Source organism: Vibrio sp. bablab_jr001 (assembly GCF_016464285.1).
GTDB lineage: Bacteria > Pseudomonadota > Gammaproteobacteria > Enterobacterales > Vibrionaceae > Vibrio > Vibrio fluvialis.
Window position 1 is genome coordinate 37891 of sequence record NZ_JACDWZ010000099.1, and the last position, 18467, is coordinate 56357.

General features: G+C 51.6%; 17 protein-coding genes. 14 read left to right on the forward strand and 3 right to left on the reverse strand.

What is annotated here, in order from left to right; all coding sequences use genetic code 11:
• The first annotated feature begins 30 nt into the window (after positions 1-30).
• Positions 31-861 carry an HDOD domain-containing protein gene (locus JIG40_RS17700; protein WP_199465758.1) on the forward strand — a complete coding sequence of 277 codons (831 nt, stop codon included), beginning with the start codon at positions 31-33 and terminating at the stop codon, positions 859-861.
• 26 nt (positions 862-887) lie between these two features.
• On the opposite strand, the gene JIG40_RS17705 is transcribed toward JIG40_RS17700, so the two are convergent.
• Positions 888-1793, reverse strand: coding sequence for a DMT family transporter (locus JIG40_RS17705; protein WP_024373649.1), 906 nt, complete (start codon positions 1791-1793; stop codon positions 888-890).
• 146 nt (positions 1794-1939) lie between these two features.
• On the opposite strand from JIG40_RS17705, the gene rmuC reads away from it, so the two are divergent.
• From rmuC to tatC, 7 genes are all read left to right on the forward strand, one after another.
• Positions 1940-3472, forward strand: a complete 1533-nt coding sequence (gene rmuC / locus JIG40_RS17710; RefSeq protein WP_199465759.1) for a DNA recombination protein RmuC — start codon at positions 1940-1942, stop codon at positions 3470-3472.
• Between the two features lie 49 nt (positions 3473-3521).
• The gene (ubiE, locus tag JIG40_RS17715) at positions 3522-4304 is read left to right on the forward strand and encodes a bifunctional demethylmenaquinone methyltransferase/2-methoxy-6-polyprenyl-1,4-benzoquinol methylase UbiE (protein ID WP_020331899.1); all 783 of its coding nucleotides are present in this window, start codon (positions 3522-3524) and stop codon (positions 4302-4304) included.
• Positions 4305-4314: 10 nt separating this feature from the next.
• On the forward strand, positions 4315-4923 hold the full coding sequence (locus JIG40_RS17720) for an SCP2 domain-containing protein (RefSeq protein WP_032082409.1): 609 nt from the start codon (positions 4315-4317) through the stop codon (positions 4921-4923).
• Positions 4924-4930: 7 nt separating this feature from the next.
• On the forward strand, positions 4931-6565 hold the full coding sequence (ubiB, locus tag JIG40_RS17725) for a ubiquinone biosynthesis regulatory protein kinase UbiB (RefSeq protein ID WP_020331901.1): 1635 nt from the start codon (positions 4931-4933) through the stop codon (positions 6563-6565).
• A gap of 50 nt (positions 6566-6615) precedes the next feature.
• The gene (tatA, locus tag JIG40_RS17730) at positions 6616-6858 is read left to right on the forward strand and encodes a Sec-independent protein translocase subunit TatA (RefSeq protein WP_020331902.1); all 243 of its coding nucleotides are present in this window, start codon (positions 6616-6618) and stop codon (positions 6856-6858) included.
• Between the two features lie 3 nt (positions 6859-6861).
• Positions 6862-7263, forward strand: a complete 402-nt coding sequence (gene tatB, locus JIG40_RS17735; RefSeq protein WP_100268534.1) for a Sec-independent protein translocase protein TatB — start codon at positions 6862-6864, stop codon at positions 7261-7263.
• Positions 7264-7326: 63 nt separating this feature from the next.
• Positions 7327-8070 carry a twin-arginine translocase subunit TatC gene (gene tatC, locus JIG40_RS17740; RefSeq protein ID WP_020331904.1) on the forward strand — a complete coding sequence of 248 codons (744 nt, stop codon included), beginning with the start codon at positions 7327-7329 and terminating at the stop codon, positions 8068-8070.
• A 307-nt stretch (positions 8071-8377) separates the two neighbouring features.
• On the opposite strand, the gene JIG40_RS17745 is transcribed toward tatC, so the two are convergent.
• Positions 8378-9139, reverse strand: a complete 762-nt coding sequence (locus JIG40_RS17745; RefSeq protein WP_158125528.1) for a TatD family hydrolase — start codon at positions 9137-9139, stop codon at positions 8378-8380.
• A 184-nt stretch (positions 9140-9323) separates the two neighbouring features.
• Here JIG40_RS17745 and hemB point away from each other — a divergent pair, with 184 nt between their 5' ends.
• From hemB to polA, 3 genes are all read left to right on the forward strand, one after another.
• Entirely contained in the window at positions 9324-10367 is a 1044-nt protein-coding gene (gene hemB / locus JIG40_RS17750) for a porphobilinogen synthase (protein WP_020331906.1), read from the forward strand.
• Between the two features lie 117 nt (positions 10368-10484).
• Positions 10485-10919: a GNAT family N-acetyltransferase gene (locus JIG40_RS17755; RefSeq protein WP_020331907.1), complete on the forward strand. Its 435-nt coding sequence runs from the start codon at positions 10485-10487 to the stop codon at positions 10917-10919.
• Between the two features lie 688 nt (positions 10920-11607).
• Positions 11608-14406, forward strand: coding sequence for a DNA polymerase I (polA, locus tag JIG40_RS17760; RefSeq protein ID WP_199465760.1), 2799 nt, complete (start codon positions 11608-11610; stop codon positions 14404-14406).
• Positions 14407-15131: 725 nt separating this feature from the next.
• On the opposite strand, the gene yihA is transcribed toward polA, so the two are convergent.
• Positions 15132-15797: a ribosome biogenesis GTP-binding protein YihA/YsxC gene (gene yihA, locus JIG40_RS17765; protein ID WP_020331909.1), complete on the reverse strand. Its 666-nt coding sequence runs from the start codon at positions 15795-15797 to the stop codon at positions 15132-15134.
• Between the two features lie 146 nt (positions 15798-15943).
• Here yihA and JIG40_RS17770 point away from each other — a divergent pair, with 146 nt between their 5' ends.
• From JIG40_RS17770 to yihI, 3 genes are all read left to right on the forward strand, one after another.
• Positions 15944-16561: a c-type cytochrome gene (locus JIG40_RS17770; RefSeq protein WP_020433074.1), complete on the forward strand. Its 618-nt coding sequence runs from the start codon at positions 15944-15946 to the stop codon at positions 16559-16561.
• Positions 16562-17253: 692 nt separating this feature from the next.
• Positions 17254-17892 carry a class I SAM-dependent methyltransferase gene (locus JIG40_RS17775; RefSeq protein WP_020331911.1) on the forward strand — a complete coding sequence of 213 codons (639 nt, stop codon included), beginning with the start codon at positions 17254-17256 and terminating at the stop codon, positions 17890-17892.
• On the forward strand, positions 17892-18458 hold the full coding sequence (gene yihI / locus JIG40_RS17780; RefSeq protein WP_024373655.1) for a Der GTPase-activating protein YihI: 567 nt from the start codon (positions 17892-17894) through the stop codon (positions 18456-18458). The genes JIG40_RS17775 and yihI overlap by 1 nt, the downstream gene beginning before the upstream one ends.
• The last annotated feature ends 9 nt before the right edge of the window (positions 18459-18467 follow it).

An 18467-nucleotide genomic window follows, 5' to 3' on the forward strand; every position in this document is an offset into this window, starting at 1 on the left:
AATCTGTTGGTTGCTAGAAGGAGTGAACGAATGAATCAAGAAGCCCTGATCTCCCGCCTGAATGAATTGCCCCGCATCGAAAGTATCCAGCAAGAACTTCTGAATATGGTCAACCGCGACAACGTCGACTTCAGCGAATTGTCGCGCAAGATGTCGATGGATCAGGTCCTCAGTGCCCGTGTGTTACGCATGGCCAATTCAGCGCAATTTGGTGGCTCGAAAGGCAAAGGCGTCTCGACCATCAGTGACGCTATCATTCGCGTCGGCAGCAGTGCGGTGCGCACGCTGATTTCGTCTTCAGTGGTATCCGGGGTGTTTCCCCAGCTGCGCACGCTCAATATCAAAGATTACTGGTCCAACACGTTTGAAATCGCCATGATCGCCAGTAAGCTCGCCAAACCGCTCAAGCTCGACCCCAACGAAGTGTTCACCACCGGCGTGCTGCATAACATCGGCGAGTTGATGATTCATGCGCTCGAACCGGACCTCGCCGAGCAGATCGAGCAGCGGGTCAGACAAGGTGAAAAACTGGCTGAAGTGCAGCAGGACTTGCTCGGCGTTGACGCCCAGCAGCTCGGCGCGCAGCTCGCCAAGGAGTGGAACTTCCCGGCCGACATGGCCGATGCGATAGAACACGTGAATCATCCCGGTCAGGCGGGGGAAGCCAAACGTTTAGCGTGCGTGTTGTATCTGGCGCGCGATATTCACAAACGCTGGGATTCGCTATTTGATGCGCAGGAGAAGCAGGCGTTTCTCAGCCGTCACCCTGCCGCGAAGGCGTTGGCGTTGGCTCCGGAAAGTTACGGCTTGATTGATCAGGTGCGCGGTCAGGGAGCCGAATTGGCGCATCAGCTGTTCTGACGCGCCTTGGCAGGCAGGATAGTCGCTCACGCCTTTTCGGCGGCGAGCTTTTTGTGTTTGCGTTTGACCTGTTGCACCACCAGACCTGCGATGATCAGCACCAGACCGAACAAGGTGGTGGGGTGAATTTCTTCACCGATGATGGTGGAGAGCAGGATCAGCGAAATAAACGGTGAGGCGAAAATCAGGTTACTGATGCGAGCGGTGTTGTTGGTGTTTTTCAGCGCGCTGAGCCACAACACAAAGGTAATGCCCATCTCAAATAAACCCACGTAAGTCACCGCCGCCCAGCCTTGCGGGCTGATGTGCTGCCAAGGCGCACCTTCGTAAACGCTGAGCGCAATCGCAAACGGAATCGCAATCACAAACCCCAACAGCACGCCCACCACCGGATCGGCCTGATTTTTAGTATTGAGAATCCAGTAACCGGCCCACAGCAGCGTAGACAGCAGCGCCAGCCCGACACCCAGCGGGCTATCGAACTGCATGCCGAGCACATCGCCTTTGGTGGCGATGACTACCACGCCGAAATAACTCAGCGCACAGGCAATCCAGTCCTGTTTACGGATTTTCTGACCGAGAAACACCGCCGCCATGAGCGTCAGGGTAATCGCCCAGCTGTAGTTGATCGCCTGCGCTTGTGAGGCGGGCAGCAACGCATAAGCTTTGAACAGGATCAGGTAATAGGCGAGCGGGTTAATCAGGCCCAGCAGCAGGTAATACCAAGGATTGGCAAGGAAGGTACTGATCACCAGAGACAGCTTGCCCTGCAGCGCACAAATCACCAACAGGGCTAAGGCAGAGACGATACTGGCGATGGTCAGCATCTGAATGGGTGAGAACTCTGCCAGCGTGAGCTTGAACGCGGTGGCGACCGTTGACCAAAGCAATACAGCAGACAAGCCCAGTCCGAGGGCGCGGCCTTCATTCATTCCAAATTCCCCATATCCATGTTAGGTAAACCTGTGTTCAGGTGAATCGCTAGTCTATCGGCTGAATAATTGCCCGGCAAACTGGACATTTATCCAGTGTCGAAATACTCTTTTTATCAACAACCAACATCAAGTAACTCATTATTATGCAATGGATTCTCGATAACCCCGCTCTGTGGATCACCACCTTGTCTGCTGCCGTTGTGTCGGCCGCCGCCGCTGGTTGGTGGGTGAAACAGAAATATCAACTGCAGGCGCAATTGCTCGAACAGCAACTGGCAAGCGATGCACGCTGGCATGAACAGCAGATTGAGCAGCTCAAACAGACGCTGAGCGCTGCGCAGCAGGAGCTGGATGAACTTGACCAAGAGCGCGACAAGGCGGAGTTTGAGCTCAAGCAATCGCACGGCAAAGTGATGGCGGTGATGGAGAAACTGCGCTATTTCGAAGCGATCAAACAAGAGCGCCAGCAATACGCCGACGAGCTCAATCGCATGCGTGAACAGAAAGCGCAGCTCGAAGTGCAACTGCGCGAGCAGGAAGCGCGTCATCAGCAGCAACTCGAAGCCAGCCAGGATAAGTTGCAACTGCTCGAACGCGCTGAAGAGCGCCTCAAGCAGCAGTTTGAGCACCTCGCCAATCAGGTGTTTGAAGCCAAAACCGCCAAAGTGGATCAGCAGAATCGCCTAAGCCTCGATGGTTTGCTGTCGCCGCTGCGTGAGCAGTTGGATGGTTTTAAGAAGCAGGTCAACGACAGCTTCAACCAAGAAGCCAAAGAGCGCCACACTCTGGTGCATGAGCTGCGTAATTTGCAGCGCCTCAATGAGCAGATGGCCAAAGAAGCGCTCAACCTGACTCAAGCGCTGAAAGGCGACAACAAGCAGCAGGGCAACTGGGGCGAAGTAGTCTTGGCACGCGTGCTGGCGGAATCCGGTCTGCGTGAAGGGCACGAATACCAAACTCAAGTCAGCCTGCAAAATGAAGCGGGCAAGCGTTATCAGCCGGATGTGATCGTCCATCTGCCGCACAACAAGCAGGTGGTGATCGACTCCAAAATGGCACTGGTGGCGTACGAACGTTATTACCACGCCGACACCGATGCCGAGCGCGATGTCGCCCTGCGCGATCATTTACTGGCGCTGCGCAACCACATCAAAGGCTTGGGGCAGAAAGATTACCACCAGCTTAAAGGCATTCAGTCGCTCGATTACGTGCTGATGTTTATTCCGGTCGAGCCGGCGTTTCAGGTCGCGATTCAGGCCGACCCGAGCTTGGTGAAAGATGCGATGGAGCAGAACATCATTCTGGTCAGCCCGACCACGCTTCTGGTGGCACTGCGCACGATTGACAACTTGTGGCGTAACGAGCGCCAGAACCAGAATGCACAGCTGATCGCTGAACGAGCGAGTCGTTTGTACGATAAGTTGCGTCTGTTCGTAGAAGATATGGAAGGTTTGGGCGGCGCGCTCGACAGAGCCAACCAGACTTACCAAGGCGCGATGAATAAGCTCGCCACCGGACGCGGCAACGCCATTCGTCAGGCTGAAAGCTTCAAACAGCTGGGAGTGGAAATTAAGCGTTCTATCAGCAATGAGTGGGTAGAAAAGGCGCAGCGTGAGCCAGATTCGGAAATTGGCCCTTTAGTAGAAAGACATCACGCTGAGGATAAAGTAAACTAATCGCCCGCAGTCGCAGTTTGGTCGTGAAAACTGCCCAAGAGGAAACACAATGACGGATACCAGCGTGCAAACGAATACAGCAGTAGAGAATCAAGACACCACTCATTTCGGCTTTGAGACCGTACGTAAAGAAGAAAAAGTAACCAAGGTAGCGGAAGTATTCCACTCGGTTGCGGCGAAATACGACATCATGAACGATTTGATGTCGGGCGGGATTCATCGTCTGTGGAAGCGTTTCACGATTGATTGTGCCGGCGCGCGTCCGGGGCAACGTATTCTGGACTTGGGCGGTGGTACGGGTGACCTGACCGCAAAATTCTCTCGCATCGTGGGCGACAAAGGCCACGTGGTGCTGGCGGACATCAACAACTCCATGCTCAATGTGGGCCGTGACAAGCTGCGCGACCGTGGTATCGTCGGTAACGTCCATTACGTGCAAGCGAATGCGGAAGAGTTGCCGTTCCCGGACAACTACTTTGACTGCATCACCATCAGTTTCTGTCTGCGTAACGTGACGGATAAAGACAAAGCACTGCGTTCGATGTTCCGCGTGCTGAAGCCGGGCGGTCGTCTGCTGGTACTGGAATTTTCGAAACCGGTGCTGGATCCGCTATCAAAAGTGTACGACGCGTATTCATTCCACATTCTGCCGAAAATGGGTCAACTGATCGCCAACGACGCCGACAGTTACCGTTACCTGGCGGAATCGATTCGTATGCACCCGGATCAGGAAACGCTGAAAGGCATGATGATGGAAGCCGGCTTTGAACAGGCCAGCTACTACAACCTGACTGGCGGTATCGTGGCTCTGCACCGCGGCTACAAGTTCTGAGGACTTGCGTATGCCGTTTGAACCGCTGATCACTGCGGTGATTGAATCATCGCTCAATACCCTGATCAAAGACGACCCGGAACTGGGTCGTCGTCTTGCTCGCCTCAAAGGCCAAGTGATTCAGGTCCATCTCAAAGAAATCAATAAAACCCTGACCTTCATTTTCAGCCAGCAGATCGATGTACTGGCCAACTACGAAGGTGAGCCAGATTGTTATCTGTCACTCAATCTGTCGGTGCTGCCGGAACTGCGCGAACAGGCCAACATCACCAAGCTGATCAAACAAGACAAATTGGTGCTGGAAGGCGACATTCAGCTGGCGCAGAAATTTTCGCAGTTGATGACCGACTGCAAACCAGACATCGAAGAGTGGTTGTCGCGGGTGACGGGGGATGTGGTGGCCCACACAGTGGTGCAAGGCGCAAAAAACGTCGGTGCATTGCTGAGCGCGCAAGTGAGTAAACACCAGAACCATCTGGCGCAGGTGCTGACTGAAGAGTGGCGCGTGGCGCCCGGGCCTCTGGAAATTGCTTACTTCTGCGATCAGGTCGACGACGTGAAAAGTCAGGCCGCTCGCCTGGAAAGCCGTCTCAACCAGTTATTGGAAAAAGGCGCGTAGACCCCGTATGACTCCCGCCGAAATCAAGCGTTTATACCGAATCATCAAAGTTCAGCTCGAATACGGGCTGGACGAGTTGTTACCCGAGCATCAACTGACCAAAGCGCCGCTGTTGGCGCGCAAATCCATCTTCTGGATTCGTAACCAACACGCCGATAAACCTCTGGGCGAACGTCTGCGTCTGGCCCTGCAAGAACTTGGCCCGGTGTGGATTAAGTTCGGCCAGATGATGTCGACCCGACGTGATCTGTTTCCACCGCACATTGCTGATCAGCTCGCGCTGCTGCAAGACAAAGTCGCCCCGTTTGACGGCGGACTGGCCAAGCAGCAAATCGAAAAAGCGCTCGGTGGCCCGCTGGAGACCTGGTTCAACGACTTCGATGTCAAGCCTCTCGCCTCTGCGTCTATCGCCCAGGTGCACACCGCGACTCTTAAGTCCAACGGGCGAGAAGTGGTACTGAAAGTCATTCGCCCGGATATTCGCCCGGTGATTGATGCAGATCTAAAACTGATGTACCGCTTAGCGCGTATAGTCGCTCGGGCAATGCCTGAAGCACGTCGTTTGAAACCGCTTGAAGTGGTGCGTGAATACGAGAAAACGCTGCTCGACGAACTGGATTTGCGCCGTGAAGCGGCCAATGCGATTCAGCTGCGCCGCAACTTTGAAGACAGCGAAGAATTGTATGTTCCTGAAGTCATTACCGATTTCAGTAATAAAACTGTCATGGTTTCTGAGCGAATATATGGCATTCAGGTTTCCGATGTCGAACGCTTGCGTGCCAACGGCACCAATATGAAGCTGCTGGCTGAACGCGGAGTGAGTGTGTTCTTCACTCAGGTGTTCCGCGACAGTTTCTTCCATGCGGACATGCATCCGGGCAATGTGTTTGTGAATCCTGATCATCCGGACAACCCACAATGGATCGGTCTCGACTGCGGTATTGTCGGTACGCTGAATGCGGAAGACAAACGCTATCTGGCGGAAAACTTCCTCGCGTTCTTTAACCGCGATTACCGCAAAGTCGCGCAGTTGCACGTCGATTCAGGCTGGGTACCGCAAAACACCAATATCGATGAGTTCGAAGTGGCGATTCGTATTGTGTGTGAGCCGATTTTTGCCAAACCGTTGTGCGACATCTCCTTTGGCCATGTGCTGTTGAACCTGTTCAACACCGCGCGTCGCTTTAATATGGAAGTGCAGCCGCAACTGGTCTTGCTCCAGAAGACGTTGCTGTACGTAGAAGGGTTAGGACGTCAGCTATATCCACAACTGGATTTATGGCAGACGGCGAAACCGTTCCTGGAAAAATGGATGATGAATCAGGTCGGTCCGCAAGCGGTGGTGAATGCCATCAAAGAGCGCGCGCCGTTCTGGGCAGAAAAATTGCCGGAATTACCCGAATTGCTGTACGACAGCCTGAAACAAGGGCGAAACCTGAATCTGCGTATGGAGCAGTTTTATCAGGGCTACCGTGACAGCAAGCGCCAGCAGGCGACGGGCAAGTTTTTGTTTGGTGTTGGCGCCACTTTAGTCGTATGCTCGGCTATATTGGTGTCCAGTCACTACGAACCGTGGGCAGCCGGCAGTGCAATTGCGGGCGTCACATTTTGGTTGTTTAGTTGGCGAGCTTATCGTCAATAAACGTTAAACTCTTGAAATGTTTGTGTAACACATAACCCGAGGTAGAAAGAATGGGTGGTATCAGTATTTGGCAACTTCTTATCATTGCTGTCATCGTTGTATTGTTGTTCGGTACGAAGAAACTTCGTGGTATCGGTGGCGATCTCGGTAGCGCAGTGAAAGGCTTCAAGAAAGCGATGTCAGACGACGATCAGTCTGCAGCGAAGAAAGATGCCGATTTTGAACAGAAGAATCTGGAACAGCAGAAAACAGACGCAACTGCTGAAACAAAGAAAGACAAAGAGCAGGCTTAAATCGTGTTTGATATCGGTTTTTGGGAACTGGTATTAATTTCTGTCGTGGCACTGGTTGTGCTCGGCCCGGAGCGACTGCCGCATGCGATTCGCAGTGTGGCTAAGTTTGTCTCTGCGGCCAAAAACATGGCCAACAGTGTCAAAGATGAGCTGGCGCACGAGCTGAAAGTGCAGGAGCTGCAGGAAAACCTGCGTAAAGCCGAGCAGATGGGGATGCAAAACCTGTCGCCCGAGCTGCAGGAATCCGTCGACAAGCTCAAGCAGGCGGCGCAGGACGTTCAGCGTCCGTACTCGACTGCGGCAACCAACCAGACAGAGGATGAAAAGCCGCAAACCCCGGCGGAAACCCTGTCCGTCGCGTCTGAGTCAGATCAGCCGAATACGGCAGAAAAGAAAGCCGACTAATAGTCTTTGTAAAGAGTTACCCCTAGCGCGGTAACTCTTTTTGATCGGTTACATGAGGTTTCAATGTCAGTCGAACAGACTCAACCTTTGATCAGCCATTTACTGGAACTCCGTGATCGCCTGCTGCGCAGTATTGCCGCGGTGATTGTGGTGTTTGTCGGGCTGATTTATTTCTCCAACAACATCTACGAATTTGTTTCTCGGCCGCTGGTTGACCGTTTGCCGGAAGGGGCAACGATGATCGCGACCGATGTGGCATCGCCGTTTTTCACCCCGCTTAAGCTGACGCTGATTGTCGCGGTGTTTCTTTCCGTGCCGTTTATTCTCTATCAGGTATGGGCGTTCGTGGCGCCGGGCCTGTACAAGCATGAACGCCGACTGATCTTTCCACTGTTAGTGTCGAGTTCACTGCTGTTTTACTGCGGTGTGGCGTTTGCCTATTACGTGGTGTTCCCGTTGGTGTTTGGGTTCTTTACCGCGATATCGCTTGGCGGCGTAGAGTTTGCTACCGACATTGCCAGCTATCTCGATTTCGTACTGGCGCTGTTTATGGCGTTTGGTATTGCGTTTGAAGTGCCGGTTGCGATTATTCTGTTGTGCTGGACAGGTGCCACCACACCCAAAGCGTTGAGCGAAAAGCGCCCGTACATCATCGTTGGTGCGTTTGTGGTCGGTATGCTGCTGACACCACCGGACATGATTTCACAAACACTGTTGGCGATTCCGATGTGTTTGCTGTTTGAAATCGGTCTGTTCTTTGCCCGTTTCTACACGCGCAAAGACGACGAGAGTGATGTGGAAGAGTAAACCTGAAGAGAAAAAGAAAGCGGCCAGTGGCCGCTTTTTTATTTGCTATCGAATCCGTCGCTGGGATTACTTAATTTTAACTGTATGTCCGCATTGCTTGCAGACATACACTTCCTTGATGCCCAGCAATTTTTGCCAGAGCGTTCGACGTAGTCGCTGCAGTTGATTGGTGTGATTACACTTAGCCATGACGTTTGTATGAATATAGTTCTAAAATTTGGCCGAAGATAATACACAGGGTGCATATTTATTAATGTGATCTTGCTCCCATTAATAAATGTGATCTAGTTATCTATATTTTAGTAATTTATAAACTAAACAATAATTTAGCATTAGTCGTTGTAAGGGTATCGACCTCGGCCAATGACAGTTCGCGCAGGTCTGCGACACGCTGGGCGACCAACTGAGTGTACGCCGGCTCGTTGCGTTTGCCGCGGTGAGGGACGGGCGCGAGATAAGGGCAGTCGGTTTCCAGAATCACGTAGTTCATATCCAGATGTGGGATCACCTGATCCATACCGCCGTTTTTAAATGTCGACACGCCGCCCAAGCCGAGGTGAAAGCCGAGATCGTTGATTGCTTTGGCTTCATCCGTCGTACCGCCAAAGCAGTGGAATACGCCGCGCAGCTGACCGTTTTGCTCCTGTTTGAGCAGAGTGAGTGTCTCTTCAATCGAATCACGCGTGTGGATCACCACCGGCAGGTTCATCTCTTTAGCCCAGTTGAGCTGGGTAACAAACGCCATTTCTTGCTCAGCGCGAAACGTTTTGTCCCAGTACAGATCGATACCGATTTCGCCAACGGCAATGAAATCGTGCTTGGCAAACCAGCTGTAGATCGTGTCGAGCGTCTGAGTGACGTTGCCATCCACGTAGCACGGATGCAGACCCATCATGGAGCGGCATATCGTCGGATAGGCGGCTTCGGTTGCCAGCATTGGTGCAATTGACTCCAGATCGATGTTCGGCAACAGAATGCGTTCAATGCCTTGCGCCAACGCCCGACTGACGACGTCATCGCGGTCGTGGTCAAATTCACTGGCGTAAATATGGGCGTGGGTATCAATCATGGCAACGTCTCGTTTTCGGTAAGCTTGGCGGCAGTATACGTGAGTGTGAGCTTGGGGTCATTTTTTGCATTTTTCCGCTTTGAGCCTAGCGTCGTGCAATCAGAGTGATATGATTTCGCCAACACAAAAAGCCTGATATTGCGCGCCAGCGCTGTGGTTCAGGTAGACAAATAAGGAGAGTCGAGTGTCTGTATCTATCCAAGGTCAGTTTCCGGGGCGTCGTATGCGCCGTCTGCGCAAGCACGATTTCAGCCGTCGTCTGGTGGCCGAGAATCAGTTGTCTGTGAGTGATTTGATCTACCCGATGTTTATTCTGATGGGCAAAGATCGTCGTGAAGCGGTGGAATCGATGCCGGGCGTTGAGCGTCTGTCTATCGACCTGATGCTGGAAGAAGCGCTGTATCTGGCGAACCTTGGCGTGCCGGCAATCGCTCTGTTTCCGGTCGTGAATCAGGATGCAAAAAGCCTGTGTGCGACCGAAGCCTACAACCCGGACGGTTTGGTGCAGCGCGCGGTACGCCTGCTGAAAGAACACGTGCCGCAAATTGGTGTGATTACCGATGTGGCGCTGGATCCGTTCACCACCCACGGTCAGGACGGCATCATCGACGATGAGGGTTACGTACTCAATGAAGAAACCACGGAAGTGCTGATCAAGCAAGCGTTGTCACACGCGGCGGCAGGCGCGGATGTGGTGGCACCGTCAGACATGATGGATGGCCGCATTGGCAAGATTCGTGACGCGCTGGAAGAAGCGGGACACATTCATACACAAATCATGGCTTACTCGGCCAAATACGCATCATGCTATTACGGCCCGTTCCGCGACGCGGTCGGCTCGGCGAGTAACCTGAAAGGTGGCAACAAGAAGAACTACCAGATGGATCCGGCCAACAGCGATGAAGCTCTGCATGAAGTGGCGATGGACGTCAATGAAGGCGCGGACATGGTGATGGTGAAACCAGGCATGCCTTACTTGGACGTGGTGCGCCGCGTGAAGAGTGAGCTGCAAGTACCGACGTTTGCGTATCAGGTGTCGGGGGAATACGCGATGCATAAAGCGGCGATTATGAACGGCTGGCTCAAAGAGCGCGAGACCGTAATGGAATCACTGCTGTGCTTCAAACGCGCAGGCGCCGACGGCATCCTGACTTACTTTGCCAAAGATGTGGCTGAGTGGCTGGCAGAAGAGAACGCACAAGCGGCGCAGCATCTGCGTTCAGAATAACTGTGTTCGAACGACATACGAAGGCTGGCTCTGTGCCGGCCTTTTCTTTTTTAGGGTTAGAGTGACAACCTTGGGGGCTCGCCAGGCCCGATGTTCAAGAAAATCATGAGGTGGTGAATGCAGATTCGTTTAGGCACATTGGCTGAAGCGGCGCAGGTGGTGCAGGAGATTGGCGAGTTCATTCGCAAAGAAACGGTCGAAACTCTGGCGCAGCGTTTAGCAGGCAAGCGAGATTTGATCCTGATCGCCGAAGAAAATGGCCAACTGTTGGGGTTTAAAATTGGCTATGAACTGGATAGCGAAACGTTTTACAGCTGGTTCGGCGGCGTATCGTCTCTGGCACGCAATCGCGGCGTAGCGCAGCAACTGCTGGATGCGCAAGAGCAATGGGTGGCAGAACAGGGTTACGGCAAGCTTACAGTGAAATCACGCAATCAATTTCCGGCCATGTTACGCCTATTGCTGAGGAATGGTTATCTCATTGAAAATTTTGAAAAAACAGAACCATTAGCGGAAAGTCGGATTCATTTCGTCAAACATTTTTCAAATTAAATGAGATTTTTTCTCATTTAATGCTTGACTGTTAAATGAGAATAATTATTATTAACCATGTCTTAGGGAATGAGTGAAGTTCACCAGGACGTTGAGTTACCCGCCTGAATGGTTCTTTAGGTATCCGGTAATCAACAAACCCATTTGAACTTGCACACGTTCTTTTTGACACGACATTGCTCACATTGCTTCCAGTGTAATATTTAAGCTTTATGGTAAGGCTGAACAATCGGTATTGGCTTTGACCTGTTATTGCTAGGCGACATCCTCGGGTGTCGCTTTTTTTATGTCAGTTATCCACCGCGCAACGAACCCGCACGCAAAAATGTCCAACTTTCGATCCTGATCTGTGCAAATGTTCAGCAGAGTGTCTGGATCCAGATCTCAGGTTGAGTAAAAGGGCAGCGAGTGTCTTTTCCACAATCCATGATCGCAAAAGGATCGTGATGGGAATGATCGATCTTTGTAAAAGATTAATAAAAACAATAAATTAAAAACACAAATAGTGACTTTGTACGCGGTTTAATAACCGGTGGATAAATTCTATAAACAGAGTTATCCACAGATAGCAAAGGGTGGCGTAGAATAATTCACCGTGCCAGGCCAGCGGGTTTCCGCCTTGAGCATGGAAACCAATCATCAGTCATGGCATCCTAAGCCCCATTGTTTCTTGTTGGATAGCAAAACTATGGCTCGCATCCCTGATAACCCGTTAATTCTGATCGACGGCTCTTCTTATTTATACCGCGCATTTCATGCCTACCCGGGCACGATGAGCAACGGTGAGATCCCGACTAACGCTGTGTATGGCGTGATCAACATGGTTCGCGCCATGATGCGTCAGTTCGCCAGTGATCGAATGGCGGTCGTCTTTGATGCCAAAGGCAAAACCTTCCGCGATGATCTGTACCCTGAGTACAAAGCGCATCGTCCGCCAATGCCGGATGATCTGCGTTGTCAGATCGAACCGCTGCATAAAGTGATTCGTGCCATGGGGCTGCCACTGCTGTCGATTGAAGGTGTGGAAGCGGACGACGTGATCGGCACGCTGGCTCATCAGGCTTCTCAGGCGGGCATTCCGGTGCTGATCAGTACGGGCGATAAAGATATGGCCCAGCTGGTGGACGACAATATCACCCTGATCAACACCATGACTAACGTCGTGATGGATCGCGAAGGCGTGATTGAAAAATTCGGTATTCCGCCCGAGCTGATCATCGATTACCTCGCGCTGATGGGCGATAAAGTCGATAACATTCCGGGCGTGCCGGGGGTGGGTGATAAAACCGCGACCGCGTTGCTGCAAGGGATCGGTGGCCTGACGGCGCTGTACGACAATCTGGATAAAATTGCTGACCTGGGTTTCCGTGGGTCCAAAACCATGGCTAAGAAGCTGGAAGACAACCGTGCTAATGCCGAGCTGTCTTACGAACTGGCGACCATCAAACTTGATGTCGAGCTTGATTGCACGCCAGAAACGTTGCTCAAAGCCACCCCGGATCGCGATGCGCTGATTGAACTTTACGGCCAGCTGGCGTTTAAATCTTGGTTGACCGAGCTGCTTGATGGCGGCACCGGTGTGGTCGAAGCGGCCGAGAAAAGCGCGGCTAGCGCCGCTGTCAGCGGCACACCTAAAGCCGCGCCTGCAGCGGATATGGCCGCAGTGAAAATCGATCGCAGCCACTATGAGACTATTGTGGACGAAGCGGCATTCAGCCGTTGGCTCGACAAACTGCGCAGCGCTGAGGTGTTTGCGTTTGATACCGAAACCGACAGCCTCGATTACATGGTGGCCAATCTGGTGGGTGTCTCTTTCGCAGTCGCGGAAGGTGAAGCCGCCTACGTGCCGGTGGCGCACGATTATCTGGATGCGCCACAGCAACTCGATCGCGATTGGGTGCTGGCACAACTGAAACCGATTTTAGAAGATGCGCAGCAAGCCAAAGTCGGCCAGAACCTCAAGTACGATGCCAGCGTTCTGGCGCGTTATGACATCGACATGCGCGGCATTGCGCACGACACCATGCTCGCGTCATACGTCTACAACAGCGTGGCTGGTAAGCACGATATGGACAGCCTAGCGCTGCGTTTCATGCAACACAGCTGCATTTCGTTTGAGCAGGTGGCGGGTAAAGGCAAGAACCAACTGACCTTTAACCAGATTGACCTTGAACAAGCGGCGCCTTACGCCGCAGAAGATGCCGATGTCACGCTGTGTTTGCATCATCGCTTGCTGCCTTTGTTGGAGCAAGACGACAAACTGCTGAGCGTGTATCGCGACATCGAGATGCCACTGGTGCCGGTTCTGTCGCGCATTGAACGCACTGGCGTGCTGATCAACGACATGCTGCTGGGCGCGCAATCGCAAGAGATTGCGCAGCGTCTGGATGAGCTGGAGAAGAAAGCGTTCGACATCGCGGGCCAGGAGTTTAACCTCAGCTCGCCAAAGCAGCTGCAAACTATCTTCTTTGACCAGATGAAACTGCCGGTGATCAAGAAGACACCATCCGGTACGCCATCGACCAACGAAGAGGTGCTGCAAGAGCTGGCGCTGGATTACCCGTTACCAGCGGTCATTCTCGAATACCGCGGTCTGGCGAAGCTCAAATCGACCTACACCGATAAACTGCCGAAGATGATCAACCCGACCACGGGCCGCGTGCACACCTCGTATCATCAGGCGGTCACCGCCACCGGGCGCCTCTCTTCGACCGATCCGAACCTGCAGAATATTCCGATTCGTAATGAAGAAGGCCGTCGCATTCGTCAGGCGTTCATCGCGCCGCATGGTTGGAAAATCATGGCGGTCGACTACTCGCAAATCGAACTGCGCATCATGGCACACCTGTCGGGCGATAAAGCGCTGCTGGAAGCTTTCCAACAAGGTAAAGATATCCACGCCGCCACCGCGGCTGAAATTCTGGGTATCAGCATCGATCAGGTGACCAGCGAGCAGCGCCGCCGCGCGAAAGCGGTCAACTTTGGTTTGATTTACGGCATGAGTGCGTTTGGCCTGGCGAAACAACTCGGCATTCCGCGCGGTGAAGCGCAAGCGTACATGGACACTTACTTTGAGCGTTACCCTGGCGTGATGCAATACATGGAAGACACACGCAGTACCGCTGCAGAGCAGGGTTACGTGGAAACTTTGTTTGGTCGTCGTCTCCATCTGCCAGAAATCACCTCGCGTAACGGCATGCGTCGGAAAGCGGCGGAACGTGCGGCGATCAACGCGCCGATGCAGGGCACTGCGGCCGACATCATTAAGAAAGCGATGTTGCTGGTGGATTCGTGGATCGAAGCGGAAGGTGCAGGGCGCGTTAAGCTGTTGATGCAGGTACACGATGAACTGGTGTTTGAAGTCGAAGAGTCAGCTTTGTCCGAAATTGAAAGTAAAGTACAGAAACTGATGGAATCTGCGGCGGAGCTGAAGGTGCCTTTGGTGGCTGAGGCAGGGCATGGTGATAACTGGGATGAAGCACATTAAGCCTAAAATCGCCTAAATTACTGAAATTATATGAGCCAGCGCACAGTCGCTGGCTTTTTTTATCCATAAAAAAAGTAATCACCATGTATCTATTTATGTTGCTTAATAAAAATTTAATGAAAATAAACTACAAAAACAGTTTTCATTTGTGACCAATTGTTGTACATTAGCTTCCGTAGGGTACAGAGGTAAGATGTTCTATCTTTCAGACCTTTTGTTTCACGTTATTGGATTAGGCTGATTCAGCCGCCCCAGTCACCATTTGACTGGGGCGTTTTTTATTGGGCCGCATTCCACTTTTTTCCTCGCAAAACCTCTTGCATTTCAAACCTCAGACACCCCAATTTTTCCTGCGCGTAACGTGGTGCAACTTCTGACAGCAAAGTTCATTTCTGTAACTAATCTTCAATCACAGTTTTGGTTATTTCTAAAAGAAAACTAAGCATGTATTTGCATGGTTTCTTTCATAACACGCTGAATTTATTTGATAATGCGAAAATTACCGCCAAAAACGGCTGAGTGGAAATCGTGATCTGAGCATATTGTAATCTTGCGGCGATTAAGGAATTCTAGCGCCATAACAATAATTACCTCCTATTTCTCTCCCGTTGCCCCACCAGGATGGTGGGGATTTTTATTTCTGGCGTCTGCCGATGGCGGGAAAGATCAAATTGAGATAACAAAAAGCCCCGCCAGAGGCGAGGCTTGTGTGAGCGCGGAACGGATTAGGCGTCTTGAGCGTCGTCCTGCTCTGGTTCAGCGTCAGCTTCTGCTGCCAACTGTGCCAGCATCGGAGCAAACCAGCTGTCGAGTTTGTTGCGCAGTACATCGACACCGATACCATTGTGAGAAGAGAACGCATCCACACTCACATCGCCGCCAAACGACAATGCCGCTTCACGCACTTTTAACACCTGAGCTTTACGGGCACCACTTTTCAGTTTGTCGGCTTTGGTCAGCAGTACCTGAACCGGAATGCCACATTCTACGGCCCAAATGACTAATTGTTGGTCAAGGTCTTTCATTGGATGACGAATATCCATCAGCACCACCAGACCTTTCAGGCAGGTGCGTTTCTGAAGGTATTCACCCAGTGACTTCTGCCACTTTTTCTTCATTTCCAGTGGTACCTGAGCAAAACCATACCCAGGTAGATCGACAATATGACAGCCTTCAGTCACCTTAAACAGGTTGATCAGCTGAGTACGGCCGGGAGTTTTACTGGTTTTGGCCAAGCTCTTCTGGTTAGTTAACCGGTTGAGAGAACTGGATTTTCCAGCGTTTGAGCGTCCTGCAAACGCGATTTCGATACCTTCATCAGTGGGAAGATGGCGAATGTCTGGCGCACTGGTGATGAAATGCGTGTTTTGATAATGAATTTTTACGCTCACTGTTAACTCCATCTCGACTTTGTGTAGTCGATTGATTACTTTTTTGTGAAATTGTGTAAAATAACCGTGCTCGGCATAAGGTCGCTTATTGTACCATGAGTGGTACCCCGTGGTACTGGAAGCTTGATAATTATAAATGGAATGTCATGAAGAAATTAGCGCTAATCTTAAGTCTTTTAGCCAGCTGCTCTGTATGGGCCCAAGGCAGCATTGAAGCTGGTAAAGCAAAATCCCAAACGTGTGTTGCCTGCCATGGTGCGGATGGCAACAGTCAAATTACAACTTACCCTAAACTTGCCGGTCAGCACGCTAAGTATATTGAGAAGCAGCTAAAAGATCTCAAGCTTGGTATGACGAGCGGTGGCAAACAAGGTCGTTACGATCCTGTGATGAGTGGCATGGCGATGCCACTGAGTGAAGAAGACATGGCTGATTTAGCGGCGTACTTCTCTTCACTGCCTATTTCGTCGAACTCTACACCGGAAGACGTGGTCGCGAAAGGGAAAGTTCTGTACAACGCTGGCGATGCGTCACGCGGTCTGACTGCATGTACCGCTTGTCATGGCCCGCGCGGTAACGGAACCGAACTTTCTGGATTCCCTAAAATCTCCGGTCAACACGCGGACTACATCAAAGCTCAGCTACAGAAATTCCGCGATGGCAACCGCGGTAATGACATGAACGAGATGATGCGTGATGTAGCGAAGAAATTGACCGACGCTGATATCGAAATTCTGTCTAAATACGTTGGCGGCCTGCACTAATAGCCCTACACGTGTTCGAGCATAAGTGGTAAGAAACAGCCCCGTCTATCGGGGCTGTTTCTATTTCTGCGCCAGATTGCCATCTTTCGTGTAAGACATTTGCCATAGCGACTGTCGGAATTCGGGTAGCGATCTTTATAACTAATTGAAAATAAATAACTTGATTCTAGCTCGGCAAAAAAGGCGCAAAAATGTGCACTCGATCCGTTGTTTGCTGGGGTGGTTGGCGTAAAGTGTCCAGGTCGGCAAGAGGCTGACGAGGAATTCAGACCAGGCAGGTCTCCAGGGAGCCGGAAGGAATCTGGCAACAGGACAGGGATAACGGTTTCCAGGATGGGAGCCGGGATAGGGATGGTCAACTGGTCTAAAGGTGTAGACAGTGACAAGGATTCAGGCAACGGATTCGCCCAGCTACAGGACGTAACAACGGACAGCCAAAACTCATCAGGACGATGACAAACCACACTTTTTGGCAGGGAAAGCTCGAAAAACAAAGGGACTCTTGGTGCACCGATTGAGTGCGACCCAGTTTTGTCACGCTCTGTGACCACTTAGAAAGCGATAGGGAAACCTATCGCTTTTTTTATCTTTGACGGCTTTTTTTGCAAAATCGCTGAGATTTTGTACGATCACTCTCCACTCTCCAGCCAGTTTCTGGTATGTTTCGCATCCCCCGTTGGAAGGATGTCAGAATGCACTCATGCCCTTTATGTCACAGTGACGATATACACGCTTACTATGAAGACGCGCATCGTGCTTATCTGCAATGTCAGCCTTGCCAACTGGTGTTCGTTAATCCTGAACATCGACTGAGTGCGCAACGCGAAAAAGCGTTTTACGACCTGCACGAGAATGACCCGAATGATGCCGGCTATCGCCGCTTTTTATCTCGTGTGTGTACGCCTATGCTTGAAAGAGTAGCACCGCACTCACAAGGGTTAGATTTTGGTTGCGGCCCTGGCCCGACGCTCTCTCTGATGCTGGAAGAAGCCGGCCATCAGGTGGCGCTGTATGATATTTTCTATCATCCGAATGAACAGGCGTTGGCAACCACTTACGATTTTATGACTGCCACGGAAGTGATTGAGCATCTGCACGATCCGCACCGAGTGTGGCAGCAATGGTTAAATTTAGTTAAGCCGGGTGGCTGGATTGGCCTGATGACCAAGATGGTCAAAGACGTGGACGCGTTCGCGACATGGCACTACAAAAACGATCTCACCCACGTGATCTTTTTCAGTCGCCACACGTTTGAATATCTGGCAGAGCGGGATCAGCTCGAACTTGAATTTATAGGCAATGATGTAATTTTACTGAGGAAGCCCCAGTAATGTCTCGAGAAAAGAAATCCAAAACCGGTATCAATGGCGATCTGGTTTTTGCACGCAAACACAACCGTACTTCTGGTGAACTGGAAGGACGCCTGCGTAAGAAAGCGAAAAAACGTAAAGGTCTGAAAACGGGCAGCCGTCATTCAGAAGGTTCGGAAGTCGCTGAACGTAAGGCTGCGCAGCAACGCGATCCGCGTTTGGGCAGTAAGAAGCAAATCCCACTGATCGTGGATGCACCGAAGAAGCTGAACAAGCAAGAACGCCGCATCTCAGCAGAGAAAGAGCTGGCGATGCTGGAAAATGACGCGCAGCTGAACGTGTTGCTGGATCGTATCGACAACGGTGAAAAACTGGGTGCCGGTCTGCAGAAATACGTGGACGAGAAACTGGATCGCATTGAAGTTCTGATGAATCAACTGGGTCTGTTTGAAGACGCAGAAGAGCCAGAAGAAGAGGAAGCCATCGCGCCACAGCCACAAGCTAAAGCAACCAAAGGCAAGGCGAAAACCGATGACGACCTGCTGTCTCAGTTTGAAAATCTCGATCTGAACGATTACAAAGGATAAGGTGCCACA

Coding starts and splice junctions, on each gene's coding strand:
- JIG40_RS17700 (WP_199465758.1), top strand. CDS start 31: ATGAATCAAGAAGCCCTGATCTCCCGCCTGAATGAATTGCCCCGCATC.
- JIG40_RS17705 (WP_024373649.1), bottom strand. CDS start 1,793: ATGAATGAAGGCCGCGCCCTCGGACTGGGCTTGTCTGCTGTATTGCTT.
- rmuC (WP_199465759.1), top strand. CDS start 1,940: ATGCAATGGATTCTCGATAACCCCGCTCTGTGGATCACCACCTTGTCT.
- ubiE (WP_020331899.1), top strand. CDS start 3,522: ATGACGGATACCAGCGTGCAAACGAATACAGCAGTAGAGAATCAAGAC.
- JIG40_RS17720 (WP_032082409.1), top strand. CDS start 4,315: ATGCCGTTTGAACCGCTGATCACTGCGGTGATTGAATCATCGCTCAAT.
- ubiB (WP_020331901.1), top strand. CDS start 4,931: ATGACTCCCGCCGAAATCAAGCGTTTATACCGAATCATCAAAGTTCAG.
- tatA (WP_020331902.1), top strand. CDS start 6,616: ATGGGTGGTATCAGTATTTGGCAACTTCTTATCATTGCTGTCATCGTT.
- tatC (WP_020331904.1), top strand. CDS start 7,327: ATGTCAGTCGAACAGACTCAACCTTTGATCAGCCATTTACTGGAACTC.
- JIG40_RS17745 (WP_158125528.1), bottom strand. CDS start 9,139: ATGATTGATACCCACGCCCATATTTACGCCAGTGAATTTGACCACGAC.
- JIG40_RS17755 (WP_020331907.1), top strand. CDS start 10,485: ATGCAGATTCGTTTAGGCACATTGGCTGAAGCGGCGCAGGTGGTGCAG.
- polA (WP_199465760.1), top strand. CDS start 11,608: ATGGCTCGCATCCCTGATAACCCGTTAATTCTGATCGACGGCTCTTCT.
- JIG40_RS17770 (WP_020433074.1), top strand. CDS start 15,944: ATGAAGAAATTAGCGCTAATCTTAAGTCTTTTAGCCAGCTGCTCTGTA.
- JIG40_RS17775 (WP_020331911.1), top strand. CDS start 17,254: ATGCACTCATGCCCTTTATGTCACAGTGACGATATACACGCTTACTAT.
- yihI (WP_024373655.1), top strand. CDS start 17,892: ATGTCTCGAGAAAAGAAATCCAAAACCGGTATCAATGGCGATCTGGTT.